Source organism: Novosphingobium sp. BL-S-19, assembly GCF_055521675.1.
In genome coordinates, this window is the sequence record NZ_CM145498.1 from 2,876,663 (window position 1) to 2,901,269 (window position 24,607).

The 24,607-nt window shown below is 56.6% G+C and carries 25 protein-coding genes; 17 read left to right on the forward strand and 8 right to left on the reverse strand.

Translation table 11 applies throughout. The features are described from left to right. Positions 1 to 33 precede the first annotated feature (33 nt). From ACZ1JV_RS21795 to ACZ1JV_RS21815, 5 genes are read left to right on the forward strand one after another with little or no spacing between them, the layout of a single operon-like run. On the forward strand, positions 34 to 492 hold the full coding sequence (locus ACZ1JV_RS21795; protein ID WP_465150494.1) for a hypothetical protein: 459 nt from the start codon (positions 34 to 36) through the stop codon (positions 490 to 492). 56 nt (positions 493 to 548) lie between these two features. Then, entirely contained in the window at positions 549 to 785 is a 237-nt protein-coding gene (locus ACZ1JV_RS21800) for a phage tail assembly chaperone (protein WP_465150495.1), read from the forward strand. 60 nt (positions 786 to 845) lie between these two features. After that, positions 846 to 4,634, forward strand: coding sequence for a hypothetical protein (locus ACZ1JV_RS21805; RefSeq protein WP_465150496.1), 3,789 nt, complete (start codon positions 846 to 848; stop codon positions 4,632 to 4,634). A gap of 18 nt (positions 4,635 to 4,652) precedes the next feature. Further along, a complete protein-coding gene (locus ACZ1JV_RS21810) occupies positions 4,653 to 4,994 on the forward strand; it encodes a hypothetical protein (protein ID WP_465150497.1) in 342 nt (113 codons plus the stop codon). Between the two features lies 1 nt (position 4,995). Continuing rightward, positions 4,996 to 5,760, forward strand: coding sequence for a hypothetical protein (locus tag ACZ1JV_RS21815; protein WP_465150498.1), 765 nt, complete (start codon positions 4,996 to 4,998; stop codon positions 5,758 to 5,760). A gap of 13 nt (positions 5,761 to 5,773) precedes the next feature. On the opposite strand, the gene ACZ1JV_RS21820 is transcribed toward ACZ1JV_RS21815, so the two are convergent. Next, entirely contained in the window at positions 5,774 to 6,172 is a 399-nt protein-coding gene (locus tag ACZ1JV_RS21820) for a hypothetical protein (RefSeq protein WP_465150499.1), read from the reverse strand. Between the two features lie 56 nt (positions 6,173 to 6,228). Here ACZ1JV_RS21820 and ACZ1JV_RS21825 point away from each other — a divergent pair, with 56 nt between their 5' ends. The 6 genes from ACZ1JV_RS21825 to ACZ1JV_RS21850 are packed head-to-tail and all read left to right on the forward strand — an operon-like array spanning position 6,229 to position 13,572. Then, entirely contained in the window at positions 6,229 to 8,838 is a 2,610-nt protein-coding gene (locus tag ACZ1JV_RS21825) for a phage tail tip fiber protein (RefSeq protein ID WP_465150500.1), read from the forward strand. Further along, on the forward strand, positions 8,835 to 9,221 hold the full coding sequence (locus ACZ1JV_RS21830; protein WP_465150501.1) for a tail fiber assembly protein: 387 nt from the start codon (positions 8,835 to 8,837) through the stop codon (positions 9,219 to 9,221). The genes ACZ1JV_RS21825 and ACZ1JV_RS21830 overlap by 4 nt, the downstream gene beginning before the upstream one ends. Positions 9,222 to 9,276: 55 nt before the next feature. After that, on the forward strand, positions 9,277 to 12,588 hold the full coding sequence (locus ACZ1JV_RS21835) for a hypothetical protein (RefSeq protein ID WP_465150502.1): 3,312 nt from the start codon (positions 9,277 to 9,279) through the stop codon (positions 12,586 to 12,588). Then, positions 12,585 to 12,881, forward strand: coding sequence for a hypothetical protein (locus tag ACZ1JV_RS21840; protein ID WP_465150503.1), 297 nt, complete (start codon positions 12,585 to 12,587; stop codon positions 12,879 to 12,881). The genes ACZ1JV_RS21835 and ACZ1JV_RS21840 overlap by 4 nt, the downstream gene beginning before the upstream one ends. After that, on the forward strand, positions 12,878 to 13,336 hold the full coding sequence (locus ACZ1JV_RS21845) for a hypothetical protein (RefSeq protein ID WP_465150504.1): 459 nt from the start codon (positions 12,878 to 12,880) through the stop codon (positions 13,334 to 13,336). Before ACZ1JV_RS21840 ends, ACZ1JV_RS21845 begins: the two co-directional genes overlap by 4 nt. 59 nt (positions 13,337 to 13,395) lie before the next feature. Further along, a complete protein-coding gene (locus ACZ1JV_RS21850; RefSeq protein WP_465150505.1) occupies positions 13,396 to 13,572 on the forward strand; it encodes a hypothetical protein in 177 nt (58 codons plus the stop codon). Between the two features lie 808 nt (positions 13,573 to 14,380). Here the strand turns inward: ACZ1JV_RS21850 and ACZ1JV_RS21855 are convergent. From ACZ1JV_RS21855 to ACZ1JV_RS21875, 5 genes are all read right to left on the reverse strand, one after another. Beyond that, positions 14,381 to 14,917: a hypothetical protein gene (locus ACZ1JV_RS21855; RefSeq protein WP_465150506.1), complete on the reverse strand. Its 537-nt coding sequence runs from the start codon at positions 14,915 to 14,917 to the stop codon at positions 14,381 to 14,383. A 168-nt stretch (positions 14,918 to 15,085) separates the two neighbouring features. After that, positions 15,086 to 15,304, reverse strand: a complete 219-nt coding sequence (locus ACZ1JV_RS21860; RefSeq protein WP_465150507.1) for a hypothetical protein — start codon at positions 15,302 to 15,304, stop codon at positions 15,086 to 15,088. Beyond that, positions 15,301 to 15,783, reverse strand: a complete 483-nt coding sequence (locus ACZ1JV_RS21865; RefSeq protein ID WP_465150508.1) for a hypothetical protein — start codon at positions 15,781 to 15,783, stop codon at positions 15,301 to 15,303. The genes ACZ1JV_RS21860 and ACZ1JV_RS21865 overlap by 4 nt, the downstream gene beginning before the upstream one ends. 706 nt (positions 15,784 to 16,489) lie before the next feature. Next, positions 16,490 to 17,731, reverse strand: a complete 1,242-nt coding sequence (locus ACZ1JV_RS21870; protein WP_465150509.1) for a hypothetical protein — start codon at positions 17,729 to 17,731, stop codon at positions 16,490 to 16,492. A gap of 56 nt (positions 17,732 to 17,787) precedes the next feature. Then, positions 17,788 to 19,428, reverse strand: coding sequence for a hypothetical protein (locus ACZ1JV_RS21875; RefSeq protein WP_465150510.1), 1,641 nt, complete (start codon positions 19,426 to 19,428; stop codon positions 17,788 to 17,790). A 118-nt stretch (positions 19,429 to 19,546) separates the two neighbouring features. On the opposite strand from ACZ1JV_RS21875, the gene ACZ1JV_RS21880 reads away from it, so the two are divergent. Then, positions 19,547 to 20,479 carry a hypothetical protein gene (locus tag ACZ1JV_RS21880; protein ID WP_465150511.1) on the forward strand — a complete coding sequence of 311 codons (933 nt, stop codon included), beginning with the start codon at positions 19,547 to 19,549 and terminating at the stop codon, positions 20,477 to 20,479. 103 nt (positions 20,480 to 20,582) lie between these two features. Here the strand turns inward: ACZ1JV_RS21880 and ACZ1JV_RS21885 are convergent, their stop codons facing one another. After that, entirely contained in the window at positions 20,583 to 21,014 is a 432-nt protein-coding gene (locus ACZ1JV_RS21885; RefSeq protein ID WP_465150512.1) for a lysozyme, read from the reverse strand. Positions 21,015 to 21,114: 100 nt separating this feature from the next. On the opposite strand from ACZ1JV_RS21885, the gene ACZ1JV_RS21890 reads away from it, so the two are divergent. From ACZ1JV_RS21890 to ACZ1JV_RS21910, 5 genes are all read left to right on the forward strand, one after another. Next, positions 21,115 to 21,801, forward strand: coding sequence for a hypothetical protein (locus ACZ1JV_RS21890; protein WP_465150513.1), 687 nt, complete (start codon positions 21,115 to 21,117; stop codon positions 21,799 to 21,801). A gap of 11 nt (positions 21,802 to 21,812) precedes the next feature. Beyond that, entirely contained in the window at positions 21,813 to 21,989 is a 177-nt protein-coding gene (locus tag ACZ1JV_RS21895; RefSeq protein ID WP_465150514.1) for a hypothetical protein, read from the forward strand. Positions 21,990 to 22,025: 36 nt separating this feature from the next. Continuing rightward, positions 22,026 to 22,448, forward strand: a complete 423-nt coding sequence (locus ACZ1JV_RS21900; RefSeq protein ID WP_465150515.1) for a hypothetical protein — start codon at positions 22,026 to 22,028, stop codon at positions 22,446 to 22,448. Between the two features lie 29 nt (positions 22,449 to 22,477). Further along, positions 22,478 to 23,161: a hypothetical protein gene (locus tag ACZ1JV_RS21905; RefSeq protein ID WP_465150516.1), complete on the forward strand. Its 684-nt coding sequence runs from the start codon at positions 22,478 to 22,480 to the stop codon at positions 23,159 to 23,161. A 384-nt stretch (positions 23,162 to 23,545) separates the two neighbouring features. After that, the gene (locus tag ACZ1JV_RS21910; protein WP_465150517.1) at positions 23,546 to 23,737 is read left to right on the forward strand and encodes a DUF6771 family protein; all 192 of its coding nucleotides are present in this window, start codon (positions 23,546 to 23,548) and stop codon (positions 23,735 to 23,737) included. A gap of 127 nt (positions 23,738 to 23,864) precedes the next feature. Here the strand turns inward: ACZ1JV_RS21910 and ACZ1JV_RS21915 are convergent, their stop codons facing one another. Next, positions 23,865 to 24,587 (reverse strand): glycosyltransferase, encoded by a 723-nt coding sequence (locus ACZ1JV_RS21915; protein ID WP_465150518.1) that lies wholly within the window; start codon positions 24,585 to 24,587, stop codon positions 23,865 to 23,867. Between the last annotated feature and the right edge of the window lie 20 nt (positions 24,588 to 24,607).

A 24,607-nucleotide genomic window follows, 5' to 3' on the forward strand; every position in this document is an offset into this window, starting at 1 on the left:
TGGCGGTAAACAAACTCCAAGGGAGGAGAGACAATGGCAATTAAGTTCCGCAAGTATCACAGGTTTGACGCCGTTAAGGCACAGTACGGTGTCGAGCATCCCATCGAGGATGAGAACGGCAACTACTACGGCACATTCAAGACCAGCCTCTTCGATCCATTCAGCAAGTACCTCAAAATAGAGTTGGAACGCTTCGAACGCGAATGCGCGAACGACGACAGGAAGAACGGCGAGTATGCCAACGTCTTCGGCTTCATTCAGATGTGCTTGAAGGATTGGAAGGAAGTGCTGGACGAGGACGGCAACGAAGTCCCTTACTCGCCAGAAGCAGCATGGGAACTCTTCACCGATGAGGACAACCGCTTCCTCGTCGAACGCCTGATCGCTGAAACTCGTGACGTTACGAACTACAAGGCCGATCCTGTTGCCAGCCAGGAGAAGGCATTGGGAAACTCAAAGCGTACATCGACTGGTTCGAAGAAGGAGGACTGACCTTCCTAGAGGATGCCAAAGAGGGAAACCACTATGCGGTAAAGCAGGTGGAGAAGATGCCTAAGCTGAACATCAGCGAGCAAGTCTACTACGAAGCCTTCCTAGAACTCGGAAGTGATAGAAGCGCAGGCATGTCACTTGGTGCGATCCCTCGTAGGTCAATCAAGGACTATGCGGAGGAGTTAGGCCTCACCGAGCGAGAGACAGAAGCCTTCCTCTACGTCATCCGATACACAGACCTTCACTATCTGAAAGTCCAAGCGGACAAGGCAGCAAAGCGCGCCAAGTCCTAACCCAGAACACCCCGGAAATCGCCTTCCAATAAATACGGAAAGCAGTTTCCGGGGTGATCTATGTCAGACTTTAACGCAGCAATTTCCATCGATGTAGATACCGGCAGTGCTGAGGCGAAACTAGCTCGCCTTGGTGCCGAACTGGATCGCTTCGCTAACAAGGGGAAAGGCTCTTCCGCTGCGAACGATAACATCGCTGGCGGCTTTGATCGAATTGGAAGGAATGCCGGGAAGGCAGCTTCCGAAACAAGCAAGATCGGTCATGTCCTAGAAGAGATCAAAGGCAAGGCTGCTGGCGCTGTGCCAGAAGTTGGCGGGCTGCTCTCCAAGCTGATGGCGTTCGGACCCCAGGGCGCGGTCATTGCCACAATCGCTATTGCCCTCGCCGCTATTGGTACTGCCGCTGTCAAAGCTGCCGCGAAGGTGGAGGTCTGGAAAGCTAACCTCCTGACGATGACGAAGAGCACGGAGGCTGCGGACAGCGCCTATCGTGAGTTGGTCAAGTTCGGCAGCGACACGCCCTTCTCGACCGAACAATCCGTCAATGGCTTCATCAAGCTACGCGCGTTGGGAATGGAAACGTCCACCGCGATCATGACCAGCTACGGCAACACCGCTGCGGCCATGGGCAAGGACATGAGCCAGATGATCGAGGCGGTGGCTGATGCGACGACTGGCGAGTTCGAGCGCCTCAAGGAATTCGGCATCAAGGCCAGCCAGCAGGGCGATAAGGTCAAGTTCACCTTCCAGGGCGTCACCACTACTGTCAACAAGAACGCCCAGGACATCCAGAAGTACATCGTCGGCATCGGCAACACCAACTTCGGTGGTGCGATGGAGCGCCAGATGGCGACGGCTCAGGGTGCGTTCTCAAACCTAGAAGATCAGATTTTCAACACGCTCGCCGCTATGGGCGATGGCGTCCTCAATAAGACGGTCGGCAAGATCACCAACGCAGTGTCGGCAGGCCTCGGCGCTATCACACCATTGCTCTCGGGTATCATGGATGTGGTCGGCGGTCTTCTGTCCTACGTCACCGACGTTGGCTCCGGCCTCCTGTCGATGTTCACCGCAGGTTCCCAGGGCGCGTCCAACCTCAAGGAAGGCTTCGATAACCTAGCGGTCGTTTTCTCGTTCGTTGGTGAAATGATTACCATCGCGGGCCGCAACATCGGTTCGATGTTCAGCTTCGTCGGTGAAATCATCGGCACGGTCATTGGTGCGATCAGCAGTGGCTTTGCTGATCTGTTTAACTGGCTGGTCCCCTCAACCGATATCGCGGGACAGTCGATGGGCGAGAGCTTCGTCGGCATCCTACGTGCCGCGTCCTACGTCTCTGAGCAGCTTCCCAACATCTTCGCCGCTGCCCTGAATGACCTCAAGGCCATGTTCACGCAAACCGGCTCTGCCCTGGCCGCATCCCTGACCGGCGATTTCAGCAAGTGGGGCAAGGTAGACCTATCGTTCGGCTCGACCGGCAAGATCGTCGATACCGTGATGGCGGAGGCCAGCAAGAGGTTCAATGACCAGAAGGCGAACCGCAAGTGGATCGACGACGCCAAGGGCACCTCAGCCAAGGGTAACGTCGATTACAAGGCAGCGGGCAAGGACAAGCCGGCACCTGATAAGAAAAAGGGCAAGACCGGCAAATCCGACGCGGAGAAGCGCGCGGAGCAGGAAAAGGAATTCTGGGATACGCTGAAGGGCGAGGCCGAAACTGCGGCCCTCCTCCCTCTCGCCGCCGAGGACTATTCCAAGCAGCTTGAGCTACAGAAAATCCTTGGCCGCGATCTCAACGCTGCCGAGAAGACGCGCCTCGGCACTGCAATGCAGCAGGTCAGGACGGCCAAGTTCCTGACTGATGCGCTGGACGGCCACAACAAGAAATCCCTCGAACTCGGCCAGCAGGAAACCCTGTTCGCGGAGCAGCTCAAGGGCATGACCGAGGATCAGGCTTCCGTTGAGCAGGAAGTCTACAAGTTCCGCAATGACGCGCTGGCACAGGGCCTCGATCTACAGTCTGCCCAGTATAAGGCTGCGGAAGCTGCCGTTCGCGCAGATGCCGAGCGCGGCGTCCAGATCGCCAAGAACAACAAGCTGCTCGCTGATGGCAAGGACTTGTTCGCCCAGTACACCAAGGCCGGTCAGATTGGCGCGATCACCACGAAGTATGCTGACCAGCGCGAAGCCGCTGCCACCGCATATGCGGGCGGCAAGGGCAAATACAGCGCTGACGATTACCGCAAGGTGCTCTCCCGCATCGCGAAGGAAGAGGCGGAGGAAAAGCAAGACCTCGACGACCAGCTACGTCAGGCATCCTACGATAAGTGGTCCAAGGTCATTGGCAACTTGGGCGACGTGTTCGGTGGTGTCTTCGGCAAGATCGCTGACAAGCTGCAAAGCCTGATCGGTAGCCTCAAGGGCGAAAGCGGCATCGGCGGGCTCATGAAGAGCATCGGCCTCGGTGACGCTTTCGACAAGAGCATGTCCAAGATGTTCGGCAAGGACAGCATCTTCGGCAAGAACGGCTCGATGGGCAAGATGTTCAACGGCCTGTTCGGTAAGAACGGTACGGTCATCAAGGGCCTGGGTGATAAGCTGGGTGCGGTCGGTGCTGGTGCGCAGATCGGCCAGACCGTTGCCGCCTTCGGCAAGATGATCTCTAGCAAGTTCTCCACGATGGGTTCGACCATTGGCGGTGCGCTTGGTGGCGCATTCTTAGGCCCCCTTGGCGCTCTCGGTGGTTCGATCATCGGTGGTGTTCTGGGTGGCCTGTTGAAGAAGGCCAAGTGGGGCACGACCAGCGTTACCAACGGCGTCCTGACGACCAACGGCAACAAGCAGGCATACGAGGACAATTCTTCCACTGCCGGTAACAGCATCACCTCTGGCCTGGACAGCATCGCAGAGCAGCTAGGCGGCGATGCCAACGGCAACTATTCCGTGTCCATCGGCCAGTACAAGGGCAAGTGGCGCGTTTCCACTTCCGGTCGCTCGGGCAAGCTCAAGGGCAAGTACAGCGACGTTACCGATTTCGGTAAGGACGGTGCGGAAGAAGCGCTGCAATACGCTTTGGCCGACGCGATCAGGGATGGCGCGATTACCGGCGTCCGCGCATCGACACAGGCCCTCCTCACCGCTGGCGACGATCTACAGGCCCAGCTTGAGAAAGCCCTCAAGTTCGAAGGCGTATTCAAGGAACTGCAAAGCCGCGTGAACCCGGTTGCGGCAGCGGTCGATACCCTGAACACCGAAATGAAGTCCCTGAACAAGATATTCCAGGAAGCTGGCGCGACCAGCGAGGAATATGCCCAGCTTGAGCAGCTTCGCGCCCTCAAGCTACAGGACATTATCAAGGAGCAGACCTCTAGCTTCCAGAGCATCCTAGACAGCCTCAACGGTGAAGCTGGCGGCTACTCGTCCTTGTCCGTGCTCAGCCAGAACCTCGGCAAGTTCGAGGCGTTCAAGACTGACATCGCGGCAGGTAAGACGGTCAATCAGGATGACTTCTCGGCCCTGATGGACAGCATCATCAACGGCGTGAACGACATTTACGGCGCGAACAGCGCGACCGGCCAGAACATCCTTGGTGATGTGCGCAACTGGACCACTCAGGCAATGGCGAACGTGACAACGGAATTCACCAACGCGGTCGCGTCCGGCACCGATACCGTTTCGGCTATCCAGAGCCAGACGGATGCCTATGTTGCCCAGCAGCAGGAATCCAATTCGTGGCTCGCGAAAATCTATGCCGCCCTGTCCTCGTCCACCACGTTTGCGGGCACCGTCGTTTCGGCGGTCAATTCCGCGTCCAGCAACGTCAACGGCAAGGTCGTATCGGTCTACTAAGGGGGAGGTAAATAGGGGATGGCAGATAGCAGATCAGATTTCGTCAGGTACGAATTTAGGTACGTCACCGACACCAACGATGCCCTTGATCCTAAGACATCCAGGTCCGTCACCATCGACACGCAGTTGGACAAGGTACGCGCGGAACAACTCGCCGCGAAGGTATTGGCCGCCAATGCCGGTCCAGTGGTCTTTCAGGTGAAACTAGAAGGCTTGCTGCATTTCGACCAGTTCAAGAATGGCATCCCCAGCTACATTCCTGACTTCACCAAGTTCAGGACCGACGGACGCCAGATGAAGGTCATTTCCTTCGATAGCGATCTGGACGAAAACACCACAACTATAAAGATCAGGGGTTAAGATGGCGGCGGTATTCTGTAAACCACAGGCAATTACGTTCGAGACGAGCAGCACCATCACGGTCGCTGAACCCAAGAACATGACCAACGATGAACCCGGCATGGTCTATCGCTCGCCTGGCCTGTCCGGCGTTTATGTGGTCTTCGAGCTGGCTGGAACGCCCATCGACACAATTGCACTCGTGGGCAACAACCTACAATCGACCGCGACCGTGCGCGTTCGCATGGGTGCGACGGTGGCGGAATTGAATGGCGTTGCCGCGTTCGATCACACCTATCAGGCTTGGAACGGCATCGCGCCATTGGACGATGCGATTTCCGTGTTCCTGCTCGATAGCCCGGTGACGCACCAGTACATCCGCCTGGACTTCACCGACACTACCAACCCAGACGGCTACATTCAGTGCTGCCGCCTGCTCGTGGGCACCCGCGTTACGAATGTCGGTATCGACATCGGCCACGAAGAGGAAATGGACGATACCAGCAATATCGTTGACGAGTTCGGCTCCCTGACCATCGAGAACTACCGCGTTCGCAGCAAGCACAAGATCGTCGTGTCCGGCGTCAAGGACGCCGACTATTACACGAACTGGCAACCCTTCATGGTCGCCACTGGTATGGGCAAGTTCTTCCTTTTCATCGAGAAGGACGACGACGAGTTCATGCAGAGGAAAACCCTGTATGTCCGTAGCTCAGCCAATCCCAAGCGCACGGACAACGGCTCGAACAACAATACCGTTGAGTTCCAGGTGACGACCTACAAGTAATTTAGGCAACTGCTTATTCTGGATAGGGCTCGGTTGCGTAGGTTTTCCAGGTCGCGCTATGATCTGGCATCTTGCATTTTGCGAGCAGCATCCGCCCTTCAATGCTTTCTGCCCGCTGATAGCCCTTCGCCAAGTCCACCGAGATTTTTGTTTTATCCGCTGATGCTCGGTTTATGTCGTCGACCGCTTTCGTAGCATCGGCAGCTTTTTTCGAACTACGCCAAAACTGAACATCCACGTCGAAGATCATTCCCATGACCTTCTCGTTATCGTCCCACTCTTTCTGTTGTCGGACACAATAATCTGCGTTGGTCGTTCCGGCAGCGAGTAAGATCATCGAAGCAGCTAGAAACACTTTATCCCCCTGAAATCCCTTTTGACCATTTGATATAATGGTCACGCGCGAAAGCAACCGGGAACTGCCAACGAGGCGGCTTGCCTGAGGTCATCAATAAATAGCTGATGTCCATGGCCATCATCATGGAGGCTAAGCCTCTCAAGCGCTCCGGCGAAACCGTAACTGTCCGTATGTCCCACAAGGCCTCCGGTCCTGAGGGCACGCTTCTGGATGGCGAGTTCTGGCCTCCCCTTATCAGCAAACGCCCCAGCCACGGCGCAGACTTCCAGAACGAGGAAGGCGACTTCTCGACCAGCAGCGTCAGGCGCGGCAGCATCGAATTCCGTCTCGGTGAAGTGTACGAGAACGAGGATTGGTCAACCTACCGCTGGAACAATGCCGAGTGCAAAATCTGGATCGGTGAGCACGGCCAACCCTTCTCCGCATACACGCCCTATTTCACTGGCCGCGTCTCCGCGCTCTCGCGTGATGGCCTAACCGCCTCCCTCGATCTGATCGGCCCGGAAGCGACCCTCGACACGGATTTCCTTACCGCAACCTACGCGGGCACGGGTGGCGAGGAAGGCTCGGAGGACATGGAAGGCGCAGTCAAGCCTTGGTGCTCCGGTTACGCCCTGACCGTCGATCCCGAATTGGTGGATCAGGTCTACTGGGTTTATCAGGTTCACGGCTACGGCCCGGTACTCGACATTCCCGCCGTCTATGAGCGCGCTGAAGCCCTCCTCCCAACGAAGATGAAGGCCAGCGTCTCGACGTATGCCGAACTCATCGGCCTGTCGCTACAGCCCTCAGAATGGGCCGTGTGCTTGCCGTTGGGCATGTTCCGTCTCGGTGGCGCCCCTCGCTACAAGATCAGCGCAGACGTGCGCGGTGCCAAAAACGGATCCAGCACTCCGCTAACTCTGGATGAGATCATCCCGCACTTGTTGCTCAAGACGGGCGTTCCTGCCGACAAGATCGGGGATTTCTCGGCCTTCGCTGGCATCGTGTGGAACGTCTACGTCAACAGCCAGGTCAACACGGGCGAGCTGCTCCGCGATGCGGTTGCGCAGGCCGGTGGCATCCTCCTCGCTGACGGCAATGGTGTGTGGTTCGGTGCCGACTTTTACAGCATGGGTAACCCCAAGCCCCTCATGGCAGATCGCTCGGCAGCGCCCCTCGTCGTCACGGGCTCGATCAACCAGCTAAAAAACGCCGATCCCGTCTATGAGGTGAAGGTCGGCTATAATCGTTGCTGGGCCGTCCACGACAAGGACGACATATCGCCGGCACTCGACGAGGCCCTAAACGCCGCAACCGATACCGCGCAGCAAGTCGCCACCCAGGTTTCCGATCTAGCCGAACAGGTCGCGAATTACACGGGCACGGACCTCTATCCGTTCATCGAACAGGTGGAGGAGATGTCAGCGATCGGTGTCACTGCGATCACCGCAAACGACAAGGCGGCGCGCGCATACCGCGATGAGGCATTCGTCAAAATCGACAGCTTCGTAGCCGACTGGAACGAGAACGGCGAAAGCCTTGTGGAATCGGTTGAAGCGATCTCGGTTGCCCAGGGCGAAAACAAGGCCGCAATCCAGAACGAGGCGACCCTTCGCATCAGCGGCGACAAATCCAATGCCGACAACATCGCCATTGTCGCCGCGAAGACAGATCAGAATGCCGCCTCCATCGTCACGACCAACAATGCGCTGACGACCGCGAAGAACTCCATTGCGAGCCAAATCAGCGAACTTCAGGCAGACGTGGACGGCGTTGATGCTGGTTTGTCCGCTGAGCGCACCGCTCGTGCCTCGGCCATTTCCGCCGAAACAACAGCGCGCAATCAGGCTATCGCCAGCGTCAACAGCGCTTGGAATGCCGCAATTGTCACTGAGCAGACCACCCGCGCGACAAAGGACAACGCGCTCACCACGCAGGTCAACACCGCACAAGCCAGAGCAGACGATGCCCATGCGCGCATCTCATCGGAGGCCACGGCCAGTGCGAACAGGGATAGTGCAAATTCCACTGCCATCCAGACCGTCCAGGCCAACCTCAATGGCACGAACTCAAGCCTCGCTAGCGTTCAGCAGACCGCGACAGCTATCAGCAACCGCGTCGGCGTCGTGGAGGGCAAATACACCCTCGCGGTCTCGGGCGGCACCGACGTTGCGGGTATGGTTGTCGCTGCCGGTGGCGGTACATCCAAGATCGTGTTCCAGGCTGGCGCGATTGCCTTCCGTAATACGGCCAACGGCGTCTCCTATGACCTGATGGAGATTGTGAACGGCGAACTCCGCGTCAAAAACGCGCTGATCGGCACTGCGAACATCACATCGGCCAATATCCAGAACCTCACCATCGGCACGGACAAAATCGCGCTAAACTCGGTAACGGAGGTTCATTATGCCGAGCGCACGGCAATCCTGTACGGTAACAACGCCCATCAGACCGCACTCACGTACACGATCCCGGCTGCATACGATGCGTGGATTATCCCCCTTCTATCGGCAACACAGGGCTTCCCCAGCGGCGATAAGAACTGGGAGTGCATCATGTATTGCGATGGCATCGCTCTCAACGCCGCTGGTGGTGCGAAGACCGCTGACACCTTCTCGCTGTTCGGACGCATCCGCGTAGGGGCAGGCAACCACACATTCACAGCCACTTGGAAAGGCGAGAACTCGAACGTGCGTCTCGCGTCCATGAGGGTGCCAATTCTGGTGATCTATCGATGAAACACTACGCAATCGGAAAACCGAACAAGCAAATCCGCATCTGTATCCAGACCTCGAACGAGGATCACGCCAAGCTACAATGCGCTTATGGCGAGGTCTTCGTCGAGATCGATGCGCCACTGGACGGCAAGATCGCTCGCGATGGCAAGTCTGTCGTTCCTGCCGGGATTAACATGGCCGTCGAGCAAGACAAGATCAGGGGACGCAGGACCAACCTGCTTGCCCGCTGCGATTACACGATCTTCCCAGACAGCCCATTCACAGCGGAGGAGCGAGAGGCGTGGGCCGCATACAGACAGGCATTGCGCGACATCACACAGGATCAGCCCAACGCCACTTACGACGATGTTGTCTGGCCTGAACCACCTTCGGCGCTGAACTGAGGCCAGAAAAGCGCGACCAATAAATAGCTGACAAGTTCAGCGAGGTATTGGCGCAATGGCGGTTTCATTAGCATGGTATAAGGTAGGCACCCTTTCGGTCACGAACAACTCAGCAGTTGTCACCGGAACCGGAACGCAGTTCGCCACCTATATCCATGAAGGCTTCGGTATCTTCATTGAAGGTATCGGTTACGGCATTGCCTCTGTTGATAGTGCCACGCAGATCACACTTACCGAAAACTATTTCGGCGCAACCAAGGCAAACGCCCGCTATTCCATCTGGCCGACTGCCGCGCTGAATTTCCAGCAGTGGCGCGATGTCGTGGACCTCGTGAACACGTTCGGCCCGCTGCGCAACGATATGACGCTGCTAAACCAGCAGATCGCAGACACCCTCGGTTACAAGAATTCGGCATCTGCCAGTGCCATCGCCGCTTCCCAGAGCGCCGCCAATGCCCTCGCCAGTGCCAATGCCGCCGCGACCAGCGCCACCAATTCCGCGAACAGCGCGACAGCCGCCGCAGGTTCCGCGACCGCTGCAAATACCTCCAAGACTGCCGCCGCAACAAGCGCCACCGCTGCCGCCGGTTCGGCAAGCGATGCCAACGCATCCAAGCAGGCCGCTGCAACATCTGCCACCGCCGCAGCCTCGTCCGCTACCGATGCGGGCACCGCCAAGAGTGCCTCCGAGACAGCCAGGGACGCATCCCAGACAGCAAAGACCGCTGCCGAAGCTGCCCTGGCCTCCACACTGACCGCGAAGGGTGCGACCGAAACGGCCCGCGATACCGCTGTTACGGCGAAGACAGCAGCACAGACGGCCCAAACAGCCGCAGAAGGTGCGCGCGATACCGCCCTCACCTACAAGAATTCCGCCGCATCGAGCGCGACCGCAGCCGCGACCAGCGAGACAAATGCGGCCACATCGAAGGCAGATGCCCAGACTGCTAAGAATGCTGCCGAGACTGCCCGCGATGCAGCCGTTGTCGCGAAGGACGCCAGCGTTGCAGCAAAGACAGATGCGCAGACCGCGAAGACCGGAGCCGAGACGGCTAAGAATGCAGCCCAGCAGGCCCAAGCCGCCGCAGAGCTAGCAGCCGGTCAGGCACAGGAACCTGTGAACGCAGGCGCTATTGAGGATGCGCTTGGTGGCGTCCCAGCTTTGCTTAATGGCGCGGCTTTTTCCGGCGCTGTTTCCGTCACATCGGAGACCAAGCCGCTCGCGGTCACTCGCACCACCGCAGGTGATGGCTATACTGAACTCATCACTGGAACCCAGACCACCACGGATGGCAGCAACACTACGGTTTCAATCCACCAGTTGACCCCGAACGTCGCAGGTATCGAAGTTCGTTCAGGGTCAAATACCAAGGGCACCCTGCGCCTACAGCCATATGGCGGCACGGTTCAGGTCGGCACGAGCACCGTCTGGCACGCTGGGAATTTCACGCCTTCCACGAAGCTGGATGCTGCAGGCGGTACGATCAGCGGTAATCTCGGAATTAGTTCTACCAGCCCTCGCATAGTGTTCAGTGAAACAGACACTGGTAAAGTCTGGTACAACATCGTTGATGGCAGCAACTACTCTATCCGCGAAGACACGACTTCATCGGCAAACATCAAACTGAACGTAACGGCTGGTTCTAAGAAGCTAGACCTAACTGCCACTGACCTGACATGGGACAGCAAAGCGGTCTATCACACAGGCAACTTCGATCCATCGACTAAGGCCGACAAGAGCGGTGCCGCGTTCACGGGTCGCGTAAGCGTGCCATCCATCTACGCAGGCACGTCCACGCTAGACCGCGTCCTCCATAATTTCGAAATGGGCGGAAGTAACGGTTCGTACGGGATCAACGTGCAAGATGGTGCTGGTCGAGTAAACCACTACTGGAACTCAACAGGCACTTCTACGCCTACTCAGGTTGTCGCTAACGAACACTCGTTCCGTCTATCGATGACCAGTGATACTAGCGGACCATCGCTCGATTTCCTCGGCTGGAACGGCACCAGCAAAGCGGCTGGCAGCGCAATCACATGGTCCACCATCTTCCGCGCTGGTACTGACGACGCTGCGCCGAAATTCAAAGGCCAGGACATCTACCACACCGGCAACATCGCGTCGGCTCCGGTAACTTCTGCAACCCAGACAGCATTGAATGCCAAGGCTTCGTTGGCATCGACCAATACGTTCTCCGCAGGTCAGGTCATAAACTACGGCGGCAACGGGCAGCTATATCTCCGATCCGCTGCATCAGGCTATGGCGTGATCCAGCGAAACGACAATAACAATTTCTATCTTTTGCTGACGAACGCAAACACGTCAGGCGAAGCGACGTGGAACGACCTGCGCCCCCTTATGGTCAATTTGGCGACTGGTGGGCTGACCTCTTCTAATGGTCAGAACTTCGGCGGCGGTACGTTGGTGAGCGGCACTCTATCGGTCACTAGTACCACCAATCTAAATGCTCCCGCCTATGCTAATGGCGGGCTTACGGCGACAGGTCTGCAAGTTAACGGCAACACAGGCATGACTGGTAGCCTATCGCTTGGAACTAAAGTCTACAGCGCAAACCGTTTCAGCCTAGAAATCGGTGACGATGGAGACATTTGCGACCTAGACAACGGTTACATTTCCGTCCGCGCATCGAACGGTCTTTTGGTCTACAGCGGCAATAAAGCTGGCAGCGCGGTCATTACCCTCGGCTCAAATGGCAGCATCACCGCTGGCGCAAGTATGACCGCCAGCGAAGTGTACACGAACAACTGGCTCAGGTGTAAGAGTGACGGGGGTGTCTACTGGGAGGCCAGAGGCCGAGGCATCCAGGTAGCGGACGCTGGCGCGGGCTACGGCAACATCACCACGTATGGAACTGGTGTAAACAACTGGCCCGGCTACAGCATCGGCACATGGTCTACGTTCATGTCCAACGGCAGCGATACCGGCGTCTATTCGCAGAGCCGTGGCGCTTGGCTGCTCCGCATGGACAACAACAATGACGCTTGGTTCCCGGCAAACGTGGTCGCGTACTCGGACGAACGCTTCAAGGAGAACAAGCGCCCGATCGATAACGTGGCTGCTCGTCGTCAGGGTATGGCGAAGGCGTCCATGCTCTACGAGCGCGACGGCATTACCCGCGTCGGTTTCGGTGCGCAGACACTCGAATTGGCCGTTCCAGAAGTCGTGAAGACCTCGACCGATCTCGTCGGCACTAAGTCGGTCAACTACATGGATATGGTCGCAATCCTCGCTGCCGACAATCAGCAGCAGGCCGAGCAAATCGACGAACTCACATGCGTAAATGCCCGGTTTAGCGAACGTCTCGCGAAGCTAGAGAACATAATGACAAAGGCAGGTTTCCTATGATCCGAACGATTATCAGTCACGATACGACAACCGCTCTGGCGCGCATTCGATGGGAGCATAACGGCGTCACTCTCGAACAGACCTACGACTTGATGCAGGTTGTCCCCAGCACCGCATATGTCTTCGCAGCTATGAACATCGCATTTGATGAGACATTCCAGAACGCGGCTATCGACAAGCTAGAGGCCGATGTCATCCGCGCCATTGAAGACGGCATCATCCAGAACCCGCCACCAGTGACAGAGCCCGAAGTTCCAGAGGAAGAGCCAACTGAGCCAGAGGTGGAAGAATGACACTTCCCGGCTCAGGTCAAATCTCATTCAGCCAGATCAACACGGAACTAAGTCGATCATCCAACGCGCAAATCAGCCTTGGTGATAGCGCAGTTCGTAATCTCGCGGGCATCGGCAGCGGCACAATTGCGATGTCCAATCTCTGGGGCAAATCCTCTATCGCTTGGAATTACCCTCCCGGCGCTTACGAAGCATCGTCACTTAATTCCAATGCAGCATCATTCATCCTGACATGTACCAAAGCATGTGTTTGGACCTACTCCGTCACTGGGACAGGGTACACAACGTCCGTGGCGAGTGGCGGAACATCTACGTCATGTCAGATGATCGTGTCACCGTTGCGTGTCGGTCAGGTGTATGCGGGCAAAATGGCAACTTGGAACATCACCGCATCCGTCGATGGTAAGTCTTCCAGTTGGCAGATCACTTGTACCGCTGGCGGCTCAAACGGATAAGCCGGTCTCGCCAACTCCAACGAGTAAATAGTCAATATAAATCTCGTTGGAGGTCGCACATGAAAGCCACTACCAAAGCCCTTCTCAAGAAGGCACTGCCCATCTTCCAAAAGAAGGCCACATGGGCAATCCTCATCGCTATTCCGGTAGCTCTCCTCGGCATCAAAGCAGAGACAGCCGAGAGCCTCACCGACTTGCTCTCTCTGGCATCGAATGTCTTTGGCCTGGTGCTCTGATGGTTCACGAAACTCAAGATGTGAAGAACGTCATCGACGTAGTGAGTGCGGGAGTAGCATTCGGTACGATGGCCCAGATGCTGCCGACCATCGCGGCTGTGGCATCCCTGATCTGGACAGCTATCAGGATCGGGGAATGGGCATATGCGAAGTGGCATAAGCGCGGCTTCGATCCGCTCGATCACTAAAAGTCGCCAGAAGGAGGCATCACGCCCTAGGCTAGGATTAAGCCCAAGGCCAGCAGCAGGACGCCGATTACTCGCAGGGACCATTTTCCCAACGGAGTAAGGCCCCAATTGCCGAGTATCGTCGATGCTACAACGATGATCCCAAGGACGGCCATCGTCAGGCACGGCATAGATAACGATGACTGGACGGTCACAATTACCTCCCAACGAAAAAGCCTATGTTCACTCGGAACATATCAAGGCCGCGCTCGTGGTAAAGTGGGATTTTGTAAGCCGTCAGTTCACTCCTTTTCCACAGGGTTATGCCTGCCGGTCCCCGTTCATGGTTCCGCAATCAATTGCAGATTAATGACGGAACAAAGAAACCCGGAACCGTTAGGCTCCGGGCTAAGTTGAAAAGGGCGAGCTCGCCCCTCGGGTCGCACCGATGTTGTGAATAAAAAAGTGATTCGGTCCAAGTCGAAAAATACGACGAGCCGAAATTAAAGTGGGCCGCCTAATGGGAACATACCTGCGGGTTGTTCGTCTAGCGGCCCTTTTTTGTGTTGGGCATTATCAGTTCGCGAGCTTCCAGAGCATCGCAGCGCCCAGACCATGACGCCTTGCGATCCTAGAGCCGTTCAAGGTCCGAAGTCAGCGAGTAGCTTGTTCCATCGACGGGCCGCTCGCACATTCTTCTTCTCCGCCCGTTCCACTACATCATCGGGAACGCTAAAGAACCCAGTCTGACGGTACGGCTCAAACAGCACTTCCGCCTCGCGTTTCAATGCCACAAACTCCCGAGCAGGCTTGTTCGTGGCCACCGGGAAACGCTGGTTCAAAATACTTTTGAAGCCATCGTAAACGGCGGCATCGTCGCGGACAAATAAGATACGCTGCTCGCCGTCCGGCTTAGGAGTTATGTCTTCCCAAGTTCCGTCCGGCTTCTCCCAAACCGCATGATGTTCTGCATCAACCATAACCCCGGACCACTCCCAGAGCGTCCACCCATAAATGATCTTACCATCATGCTCTTTGACGTGCTTCTGGACGTTAACGAAGCACTGGCCGTAGATGGCTTTGCCCACCTCAACCACCGGCACGTAAACAGGGTCATTGGTGCTTATCTTCTTGGCGCAGGCCTGTACGAAAGGTGTGATACTCTGCGGCGTAGTCAACGGGTTTGTCATGCGTTCTGGGAATCTCATATAGATGGAATTGATGAAGCAGCCGAGCCACCATATTGGGCAACCCGGCTTACCTTCTCGTTATACTGCATTAGAGATGATTCCGTCACTATTATTCCGTGATTTTCGCACCTTACAGAGCTAGGCAGAATTTAGAATTCAGGAACGCTGCCTGTCGTTGAACGTGATAACGCGATCGATGATGAGGAGCAGCCAATCGTATTGCTTCTTGGTGAGAACCATCGCCATCCTATCGGCCTTTTTCGCCATTTCCTTGATGAATGGCTTCTCGCCTACAAACAGCGCCGGGTGATCCTGACAGAGAGCAACGTACCCTCTCATCTCTAAAAGCTCTGGGCCGGTGAACTTATGCATCATAGTCCTAGAGCCTCCCTCTCGACCCTCTTGCGAGCCATTGTTGCGACCCTTGCCGCCGTCCTCTTTTCAATCTGGGCTGGCGATTGCTTCGTGCCGCGCTTTGATGCTCCGATACGTGCCCGCGATGCCTCGGAGTGCTTGTCCCCGGCTACGAACTGGAACAGCCTCTTGCTATCCTCTGCGCTCCTGATCTTGGCATTGTGGACGGTCATTTCACCGCCGCGCACCATCGCTTCCCTGTTGATCCAGCTACACACCGGGCGAACGCTATTAGTCATGTAATAGCGAACCGCTTGCGGGCCGCGATCCATGCGAACTGTCAGGCTGTTGATGCGGGTGTTGGACCAGAGGCTTAGGTAGTCGTCGAACGTCATCGTGACCGTGATATCGTTCTTGTGCTTCTGGTAATTGCGGGTCTTGCAGAACTCGTCCCAGAGCAGTTCGAGGACGTCATTGCGGATATTATCTTTGGTGGCCATTTGGCTCTTCTCCCTGAATGCGAAAAGTCCGCTGCGCGGACTGAGATACACGCAGCGGACCAAGACTTTTCGCAAAAGGAGATTGAACCAGTTCAACCCGATTGAAGTGTCAGACCACTGCCGAAGACGGCAGTTTCTCAGTCTGCACTTCTTCTATGTCTATTTATACGACAGGGGCGTTTCAGGGTTCAATATAGAAGTGTCGATACGTCAGGATTTTATAAGACCCATAGTATGAATAGCTACTCCGGGCATACTCCCCTTATGACGAACTGGATTTTATAAGAGCCATATCTACGATAGTAGATATGTATCGCATACAAAGACCCACTTCATCACAAGGAGAATATGACCAGAGGCGCACACGGCGCGATTTCTCGCACCTTTCGCGTCGTCGCTGTCGCGCCGCCACGAAAGGCACGACAAATCTCCCGAGTAGGACACTTCGTGTTCAGGCCTGGGTTTGGCTTCGCCAGAGCATTGTCCTGCGGACAGCCAGCGCTTCGCTTCTCCCCAGGAGGTGTATCGAGAAGTATGGCTGCGCCGAGGGAAACGCGGCCCGCCCCTGCCCTGCGAAGCCCGTACAGCGCCTTGTCCGGTCCAGCACACCTACGCCCTATGTGAGCCTGCAGATGCCCTATGAGAGCGCCCGAAGGGCTGAGATGGGAGCCTGCCAGTCGGCTCCCATCTCAACACGATCTGAACTTCAGATCGTGGCGAACAGCGACTTGTGCCGCTTAACATGCCCCACCGGACTGTTGTGCCTGAACGCCCCACGCAAGACGTTGTAGGCAGTCACATGGCGCGACGGCGCAAGCTGGACGGCAAAGCTGCTCGGCATCTCCATGATGGAGTTTGCCTCATCGAACGCGGAGAGCATGGCATCCAGATTGTGATGGACGACAATTGCCTCTGCGAGAGCATCCCACGCGCTGTTGCGGCCCGGTGACGGCATGGCGCACAAGTCCCCGATGGTCAGCCCCTCGCTGATGCGGCTGCTCTTAATCGGAATGCTTCGCGTATCGCCTTGCGAGTGATCGGTGCTCGCTGGGGTCTTGAAGGTAGTATGCCCAAAGCGTCCCGGCGTGGTTCCACTGTCAGGCGTGATGAGCGGATGCCCGTACATCTGGCCGAACGTCATAACCTGCGAAGGGTTCGAAGTGTCGAAGGTGATTTGGAAATCCTCCTCACCCGGAAGCTCGGCAAAGGATTTCTGGATCGCGGAGAGCATGACACCCTGTGTGAGCGAACTGGTGCCCAGAACGTGAAGCCGATTCCGCTTGCCCGTCAGGCCATCATCGCGAAGCCGGGTCAGCAACTCCACAAGCCAGACGAAATCGAGCCGCATGTCGCCACCGACTGCCCAGCCCTCGAACGGCTGCACCTTCACTGCATCGAGCCACTGGATAGCTTCGGCCCGGTCCCTGCCTTGCAATACACTTAGGAACCGCGTGTTGCCCTGACGGTGCTGCTGGAAGAACGCATTGTTCGTCAGGGTCGTGCTGAGGCAATCTGCGAAAGTCGGAAACAGCGGATTATTGCCAATTGCCCTCGTGGGAATGTCCAACGTCATAGCTTCGTCGGTGTGCGCCTCCAGCCACGACAGGGCATTGGCCCGAGTAGTGTTGCCGTGCCAGAGCGCCGGATTGCTGATGAGCTGGAAGCCGCCGCTATCGCCAAGGATCGTCACACCGGCACGACGATCAAACATACCCTTGGGCGTGCTGCCGCCGATGAACTGCCCATAGGAGAACAGGGCGCGGTCGGTGACGAAGTACGGGTTGGCGGGATCCAGAAAATCAAGATCAGCCGGCGATGCGAGATGGGCCGGGAGATTGCCGCCGCGTACTTTGGCAATCGGGGTGACGGGCATCGTGTGGGTGCGCTTCTGACCGGCAATAAGATAGGTGGCGCGGCCCTGCTGGCGCGCCCGATAGTCGATAGTCATAGAAAACTCCGGGAAGGTAGCCCCGCGACGGACAAGCCTATCGCGGGGCTAGAGGGTCACGCGGCCAGATCGGCGGCGGGTTCTTCAGCGGCGGTCGAAGGCGTTGCCTCGACCAGTTCCAGCAACTTGCGATTGCAGGTGTCGCGCTCGATTTCCAGCGTCTGGATGTGGGCACGGAACGTGGCGACCTTGCTGCGAACCACCAGTACCAACATGCCATTCGCATCCACCTCGACTTCCAAGCCACCAGCGGCGTCCAGCGGTGCCAGCGTGGGCAGGCAAGTCAGGAGGTCACTCGCCATAACCCGCGCTTCCACATTGCCAGTCGTGCTCGCATCGATGGCGACGGTTTGGCCCTTGTCGTGCTTGAAGCCGATTTCCCCATCCCGGATAGTCACCGTGACTTCCTTGTCCTGACGGCGCTTCTTGGCGAGCACGGCCATGAACTCCTTGCCCAGCTTCGCGACCGCCACAGCATCGAGCGATGCGACTGCCGACGCCTTGAAGTTGGCGCTGACGCGGTGCGTCCAGTTCGAACCCAACTCGGAGAGCTTCGGGAAAGCAAGCTGACCGTTGAGCGCACGGGACTTGTGACCGAACTTGATGCGGAGCCGACCATCATTCGAAACGGACGAAATGCTGTCCTTGTCGCCGTAACCTGCGCACACGGTCGGCTTCGCAAGTCGCTCGAACATGGTGTTGCGGGTTTTCTTGTCCATGAAACGCGGGATGGAGGCGCTTGCTTGCGTCTCGACCCCATCGCGAGGCTCGATGGTCAGCACACGGGTATCGAGCATTCGCGAATTGGCGACCGACAGCGTGCTTCCGTCGAGCAGGTAGAGCGCATAGGCCGGGAGCATAGGCGTCGAAGCATTCACCTCGTCGTCATTGGCAACAGGCTCGACAGGGATTTTGCTCTTCTCGATGTCCTGAATGATTGCCGGTGCAACCGTCGCGACCTCATGCCAGAACAGCGCCGCATCCGAAGCCGTTTCCATGCCGGTGGAACGATACGCGGCCATATCGGCAATAACCGAGGGTGCGGCATTGGGCAGAGGCAGGAACACGATGTTGTCGCCATCGTTCCGCACGATGCACATCATGGGCTTGCCCATTGCCACACCGGGAAGCGCATTGCTCTTGATCGACTGCGCAGCCGTACTTTCCAGAGCCTCGTCAATCACGTTATCGGCCTGCGGGTCGCCTTCGCTATCCACGGGTTCCGGGCGCTGAAGCTGCTTCAACAGCTTTTCCATACCCGACTGCTGACCGGCATCCTTGTAGAACGTCACGAACTCGTCCTCGCCCATCGCGGTGAAGTCGTGCTTGTCGGAGACACGGTTCATGTAATCCACACTGAGCATGAAGGGACGGACCTTGTTGGTGCGATCCTTCTGCTGCTCGTCGGTGGTATTGTTGAAGATGTTCAGGCCAAGCACGAACTGTACCGCGACATGGAGCGGATACTTCGTCGAGGTGGACGAGTAACCGTTTTCCTTCGCGTGGGCATCCACGTTGGCAGCGCCGTTGTCGTTGATGAACTTCCAAACACGGTAAGTGACACGGGCACGGAGATCGGACGCCTTGCCCTCAAGTGCAAAGAGCTTTTCGGTGCTCTCCGCGATGTTGACCTGCTGAGTGAGCGCTTCGGTGCTCAGGGCTTCAATTGCGGTGTCGGTGTTCGAGTTATTCGTCATGTCTAGGGATTTCCTCTATTTTCCAGCGTTGCGGGTTGCTCCGTGGTGAGGATTTGATAGTCCGAGGTTATCCCAGAGCGTGATTATCTAGATCGCCTTGGCCCTAACGAGATAACCTATGGTCGAAAATCCCGCCGAAAATCCCTTGCCTTTGTCGATCGGAGGCCGCTGGGCTCACCTTGAGCAGGCGCGTTTCGGCGCTCTGTGGTTTGAGTACCTGCATATGAGCCCGAGCTACGAACTGGCACGGCGAGCGAGGACGAATACACTCAGGGATAGCGACCGTTCGAGACTGCCACCGGACTTTGAAGCCGTACTATCGGTTTATGATAATTTAGGCGATGTCGGCAGCATGACCTTTGACGAATGGTGGCTCGATAAAGGAATTCGTCACTTTGGGTTTCAAGGAGAACGACCTTCCGTTCAATTGATCGACGAACTTGTAATTGATACGGCCACACCTCTTTCTCGACTGAATGCGAAAGCCGACGAATACATAAAAGGTCGTTGGACTGATGAAGGCAAACGACCTTCTCTTATCGTGTCCATTCCCACGGGCTTATCGCAGTCACAGATAATCAATCAAATTGCACAAATTATGTCCGCGACAAACGACGATAAACAGATAATCGAGGCTTCACGCCCCACCTATTCCTTGCTTCCCGTAAAAAAGAATCTCGGGAGCCTGATGCGCTATTTGGAATGTATGTGGGTGAGGGCTGGATATTCAAGTGCCAAGCTATACGAGATCGGCGTAATCGCACAAATCAGCACCGCTTACAGCGCTCGAATTGCTCAAGATCAGCACAACGGTAACGACATTGGGATTGATGACCGTCACGCCCTCAAAATCCTGACCAGCCGCGCACTTCATCGCGGTACAATGATAGCTGAAAATGCTGCACGCGGTTTATTTCCAACCTACTCCAAGTGCCAACACGCCATTCGGCCAGATTGGAAGGAAGAGTGTGATCGCCTCAGCGCCAGAATAGAACGAGACGAAGCGCTCGAAGCAGCCGGTGTCTACCAGAGAGGTCTGCTCACGATTTAAGCAAGTCCGAGAAGCTGAAACCCCGCAAGCATAAGCCTACGGGGTTCCTGTATCAATTATGCTGGATGCGTTTCGGATTGAGCAGCCCTTTCGAGCATCCCCCCTATTTACGCTTGAACAGATCGGCCTCCGCCGCACGGCGCTTCGTGAGCCCTGCCATTACCTTGCCCGCCGCCTTGTTCCAACGAGCGAACTGCTCTGCCGCGCCCTGATAGTTCCCGGCGTTGAGCAGCTTGAGCAAGGTGGAGGACTTGAAGGCTCCAACGCCGACATTGTAGGCGAAGCATGTTAGCGCCCCTAGCTGGTTCGCCGTAAGCGATACCTTGACCAGTGCGCGGACCTGTTTCTCAAAGCTGTCGTATTCGGCAACGAGCCAAGCATCTGCTTGTGCCTGCGTACAGGTGTCGCCCTTCTTGACGTTGGTGGTGCGCCCCCAGCCGATAGTCCAAATACTTGCGGGGCAGAGATAGGCTTTCAGCTTACAGTCTTCATATGTCTTTACGAGGCCAAGACCGGCACGGGATGATGTTGTCATCCCGTAGTTAGCAGATCAGGCTTTTGAGCCTATTTGAGCGGGTTTTTTGCTCCTTGGGATAAATAACTCTGGAAGGAGAAATCCAGAGAGGAGCATCCAAATGACCAACCCCAAGCTAACACTTTCCGAGTTTCCCGGACGCGCAAAGAAGAACGTCGTCCGCATGACACATACTCACGATTTTTACGCTGAACCCGGTAACGTGAGTATGGCAGATACTATGCGCAGCCTTCGCGATCAGCACAAGGTAAGCAACACCCGCCGCTATTGGACCTTCGCGCGATATGCTCGCAACCACATCAAGGATGACATCCTGGATATCACGGCGGCGGCAATCCAGTTTCCCTACACCGCCAAGCAAGAGCTTCTCGAAGCACTGGAAGCCTTCCCTTACATCTTCCATCTGGTTCACTCACAGAGCAGCATTGACATTCTCAACCCGTCGATGAGTGACGAACGCCTTGTTGTCGTCGTGCCGTTCGTGAACCCCGTTTCTAGCCCTTCCCGCTACACCCGCATTGTCACTCTCATCACCCAGAGCCTCGGCCTTGGAGAACATGCGGACGGTGACTTCTCAGCCACTTTCCTCTTCTCTCCATTCTACGGCCTTTGCTCTGAACCTCTCGTCCGCACATTCAATGCCGATAGAGAGTTCCTAGACGCAGATGCGTTCTACGAAGAGAACAAAGGAGTGTGGACGAATGGCCGTGCGTATCAGGAAGGTGCAGCACCACTACCAAGGCCAATGAAGCTGGATGAAACCGGCCTGTTTGAATTTCCGAAGTGAGGGGGAGAGACATGGATAAGATCGAACTAGAGGCAACACCGATCCCAGCCGATGAAGCGGTAGAGATCATGCTCGATGACGCACTGACGCTCTTGAGCAATGACATCTTTTGTCCACTTGCCAGAGCAATCGAGGAAGCAATTGCCTCGCTCAGTGTGCCGTTGGCACCACCACAGCCGAGAAACTAATTAAACGACAACCCGACACGAGAAGTGGGAGAGAGAATGATGAAGACCGTAAAAGAGATTATGCGCGAAGAGCTTGAAGAGGCGATCAAGCGCACCATGGAACGAGCGACCGCCCAGGCAATGCCTGACATGGTTCGTGTGGCTCAGGATGCCGCCGATGGGAACGCTTACGCAAAAGTGCTAATGGAAGACGGCAATACCCTTGGTGACATTGGCGCTCAAGTCGGCAGGTTGGCCGGTAGGCTCATTGGGGCTTTGCCTAGTAACATCGTGCTTAAGACGCCAGACGGCGACAGGGTGTTTGAAATGGCCGAAGACGAAATCCGCGTGAAGCCGGGTCTAATCGGTAAAGCTGACATCAACAATCTGGTCATCAAGGGTGGTAACACAATCTCTGGCTTCGGCCTGGCCGATATTGACCGTCTGTTCGACGAAGACGATTGCCCGCCTAAACGATAACCTGAGAAGCAATACCGAGGCCCGTCAGGATGCTGGCGGGCTTTTTCTTTGGCTGCTATTGGACCCGCGCAACAAGGGGGAATGACGTGGTACGGCTCTTTTTCAATGAGCATGGTTGGGCTTTTCACGACGGATTGCGGTCCATCATTGATAGCTATGACGCCGCTCACCTCGCGCTTGAGGAAAGGGCTACGAAGGCCCTTCATGAAATCGACGACTACGCGGAGGCCTTGAGCAACGGTGCCGAGTGGGAGGGCGAAGAAGATGAGGACGGCTTTATAGTTTGGAGCAAGGAGCAAATTCTCGATTATCAACATGGGCTAGCGGTGGAGAATGGATCGACGCTACGTAAGGCGTTCGTCATCACGCTCTATCACCATTGGGAGCGCAGCGCACTCAAGTGGGTGGATCAGGAATATGTCAAACACTATGATCTGGTAGAGATGGTGCGCGAGATGGGTTATCCGGTGGCCGAAGGCTTGGAAGACCTTTACCTGCTAACGAACCTGATAAAGCACAATCGCCGCACTTGGGGTGAGAAGCTAGCCAACAAGCGGCTCGATCTTTTCTGGCTGCACAAGCGCCCGGCGGACACAATCAAACACTGGGATGGGCAAGTCCGCGTCGGTCCCCACCATATGAACGAGTTCTTCCAGATCGTTGGAATGTCCGGCCCGGAAGCAGACATGCCGGTCGAACAGCAGAACGCCTAACGACCCGAAAGCCCGGCAGATGCCTTCCGGGCTTCGTCATCGTTGGATCACTGCCTGACTAGGTGTTCGTGCCTGGAAAGGTAAAATGCCTCGGGATCAATCCCGAAGAAGAAGTTCGCGTTCGGCGCTCCATAAATCCGCACCTGACCGAGTTTCCTCAATCCCTCGATGGCAGCCTCAACCTCGCCACGTTCATGCGGCGGGAGAGGCAGCGTTCCATCAACCGCCTCGACAGGCCCGTCTCGTAGCCGATCCAAAACGGCTTGCTGAACGATACGCGATGACATTTTCGAACCTCCGAACCAATGGAGGATCAGCCTGTCATTTGGTGCATTTGGTTTCAACCCGCTTGCCGATGTTCCTGTTACGTTCTATTCTCGCCGCATGGACCGACTCGAAACCAGCGAGCTATCGGAGGCCATCCTCAACGCCCCTGCTTGGGCGCGAGTTGGCATAACCATGCCCGACGAACGGATGCGCGAAAAAGCGGCCAATGAGCTTGCTCAGGCCATTGTTGATCGTCTGAACGACTACCCAGGCATACCGCACCCGGATCAACTCAAGCTGTTCCCGTGACGTTGGAGCGAACATCGGCTTCAAAGACCTCGGGGATTTTCCGAGGCGTGACGCAAACCTCGAAGTCGTGTGCAGACGCTGCGGCCACAAAGGCGTCCTCGACAGCGCCAAGGTCTATCGTTGGTTCCTATGCCATGGCTGGAACACGGCGACCGCCATCGCGCACCTGCATCTGCGCTGTTCCAAGTGCAAAGGACGACCGGACACGATCCGCCCCACTCCCAGCCTGCCTGATCACCCGCTCTGGATGGCGAGCCAGCAGGACTGGTCGAATTTGACCCCCAGGCTGTGGGGATAACGCAAATCTGCGGATTTTTAGGTGTGCAACCGAAACCACTTGCTCGGCATCGTGAAGCACTATGCAGCGGAACGGCTGATCCCAGCGCCGCTCATCCTCGCACAGGGCGTCGTAAAGGCGATTCAGGCAATCGGCCTTGGTGGTGGGGCCATGGCGCGAATGGATCACCAGGCGTACGCGGGCATCCTGCCCCGCTCCGTCCATCGCAGTCGCCAGCGTTGCTGGATCGTTGGCATAGCAACCGATGTAAAGGCGAAAATCCTGCTGTCGCCATGCCGCAAGCGCGTGCCGGATGGTGTGGCCGATCACCTCATCCTCTTGCCAGGCGGCCACAAGGATCGCGACGCGTCCGTTCAATGGCGCATCGCAGTCCTCCTGCGAAAGGCGTGTACCGCGCGCCCTGCCCGTCAGCCGCAACCAAAGCCACGCAATGTCCGTGCCCAGATCGTCGCAAGCGCCCAGCAAGAGCCAGAACGCCGTAAAGAGCAGCAGTTCCTGCTCGACATGCTGCAGGCACACGAGCGCCTGCTGAATCGCACCAGCTGTTACCACGTAGTCCCCCCGAACCCCGA

Coding starts and splice junctions, on each gene's coding strand:
- ACZ1JV_RS21795 (WP_465150494.1), top strand. CDS start 34: ATGGCAATTAAGTTCCGCAAGTATCACAGGTTTGACGCCGTTAAGGCA.
- ACZ1JV_RS21800 (WP_465150495.1), top strand. CDS start 549: ATGCCTAAGCTGAACATCAGCGAGCAAGTCTACTACGAAGCCTTCCTA.
- ACZ1JV_RS21805 (WP_465150496.1), top strand. CDS start 846: ATGTCAGACTTTAACGCAGCAATTTCCATCGATGTAGATACCGGCAGT.
- ACZ1JV_RS21810 (WP_465150497.1), top strand. CDS start 4,653: ATGGCAGATAGCAGATCAGATTTCGTCAGGTACGAATTTAGGTACGTC.
- ACZ1JV_RS21815 (WP_465150498.1), top strand. CDS start 4,996: ATGGCGGCGGTATTCTGTAAACCACAGGCAATTACGTTCGAGACGAGC.
- ACZ1JV_RS21825 (WP_465150500.1), top strand. CDS start 6,229: ATGGCCATCATCATGGAGGCTAAGCCTCTCAAGCGCTCCGGCGAAACC.
- ACZ1JV_RS21830 (WP_465150501.1), top strand. CDS start 8,835: ATGAAACACTACGCAATCGGAAAACCGAACAAGCAAATCCGCATCTGT.
- ACZ1JV_RS21835 (WP_465150502.1), top strand. CDS start 9,277: ATGGCGGTTTCATTAGCATGGTATAAGGTAGGCACCCTTTCGGTCACG.
- ACZ1JV_RS21840 (WP_465150503.1), top strand. CDS start 12,585: ATGATCCGAACGATTATCAGTCACGATACGACAACCGCTCTGGCGCGC.
- ACZ1JV_RS21845 (WP_465150504.1), top strand. CDS start 12,878: ATGACACTTCCCGGCTCAGGTCAAATCTCATTCAGCCAGATCAACACG.
- ACZ1JV_RS21850 (WP_465150505.1), top strand. CDS start 13,396: ATGAAAGCCACTACCAAAGCCCTTCTCAAGAAGGCACTGCCCATCTTC.
- ACZ1JV_RS21860 (WP_465150507.1), bottom strand. CDS start 15,304: ATGATGCATAAGTTCACCGGCCCAGAGCTTTTAGAGATGAGAGGGTAC.
- ACZ1JV_RS21865 (WP_465150508.1), bottom strand. CDS start 15,783: ATGGCCACCAAAGATAATATCCGCAATGACGTCCTCGAACTGCTCTGG.
- ACZ1JV_RS21870 (WP_465150509.1), bottom strand. CDS start 17,731: ATGACTATCGACTATCGGGCGCGCCAGCAGGGCCGCGCCACCTATCTT.
- ACZ1JV_RS21875 (WP_465150510.1), bottom strand. CDS start 19,428: ATGACGAATAACTCGAACACCGACACCGCAATTGAAGCCCTGAGCACC.
- ACZ1JV_RS21880 (WP_465150511.1), top strand. CDS start 19,547: ATGGTCGAAAATCCCGCCGAAAATCCCTTGCCTTTGTCGATCGGAGGC.
- ACZ1JV_RS21885 (WP_465150512.1), bottom strand. CDS start 21,014: ATGACAACATCATCCCGTGCCGGTCTTGGCCTCGTAAAGACATATGAA.
- ACZ1JV_RS21890 (WP_465150513.1), top strand. CDS start 21,115: ATGACCAACCCCAAGCTAACACTTTCCGAGTTTCCCGGACGCGCAAAG.
- ACZ1JV_RS21895 (WP_465150514.1), top strand. CDS start 21,813: ATGGATAAGATCGAACTAGAGGCAACACCGATCCCAGCCGATGAAGCG.
- ACZ1JV_RS21900 (WP_465150515.1), top strand. CDS start 22,026: ATGATGAAGACCGTAAAAGAGATTATGCGCGAAGAGCTTGAAGAGGCG.
- ACZ1JV_RS21905 (WP_465150516.1), top strand. CDS start 22,478: ATGCTGGCGGGCTTTTTCTTTGGCTGCTATTGGACCCGCGCAACAAGG.
- ACZ1JV_RS21910 (WP_465150517.1), top strand. CDS start 23,546: ATGGACCGACTCGAAACCAGCGAGCTATCGGAGGCCATCCTCAACGCC.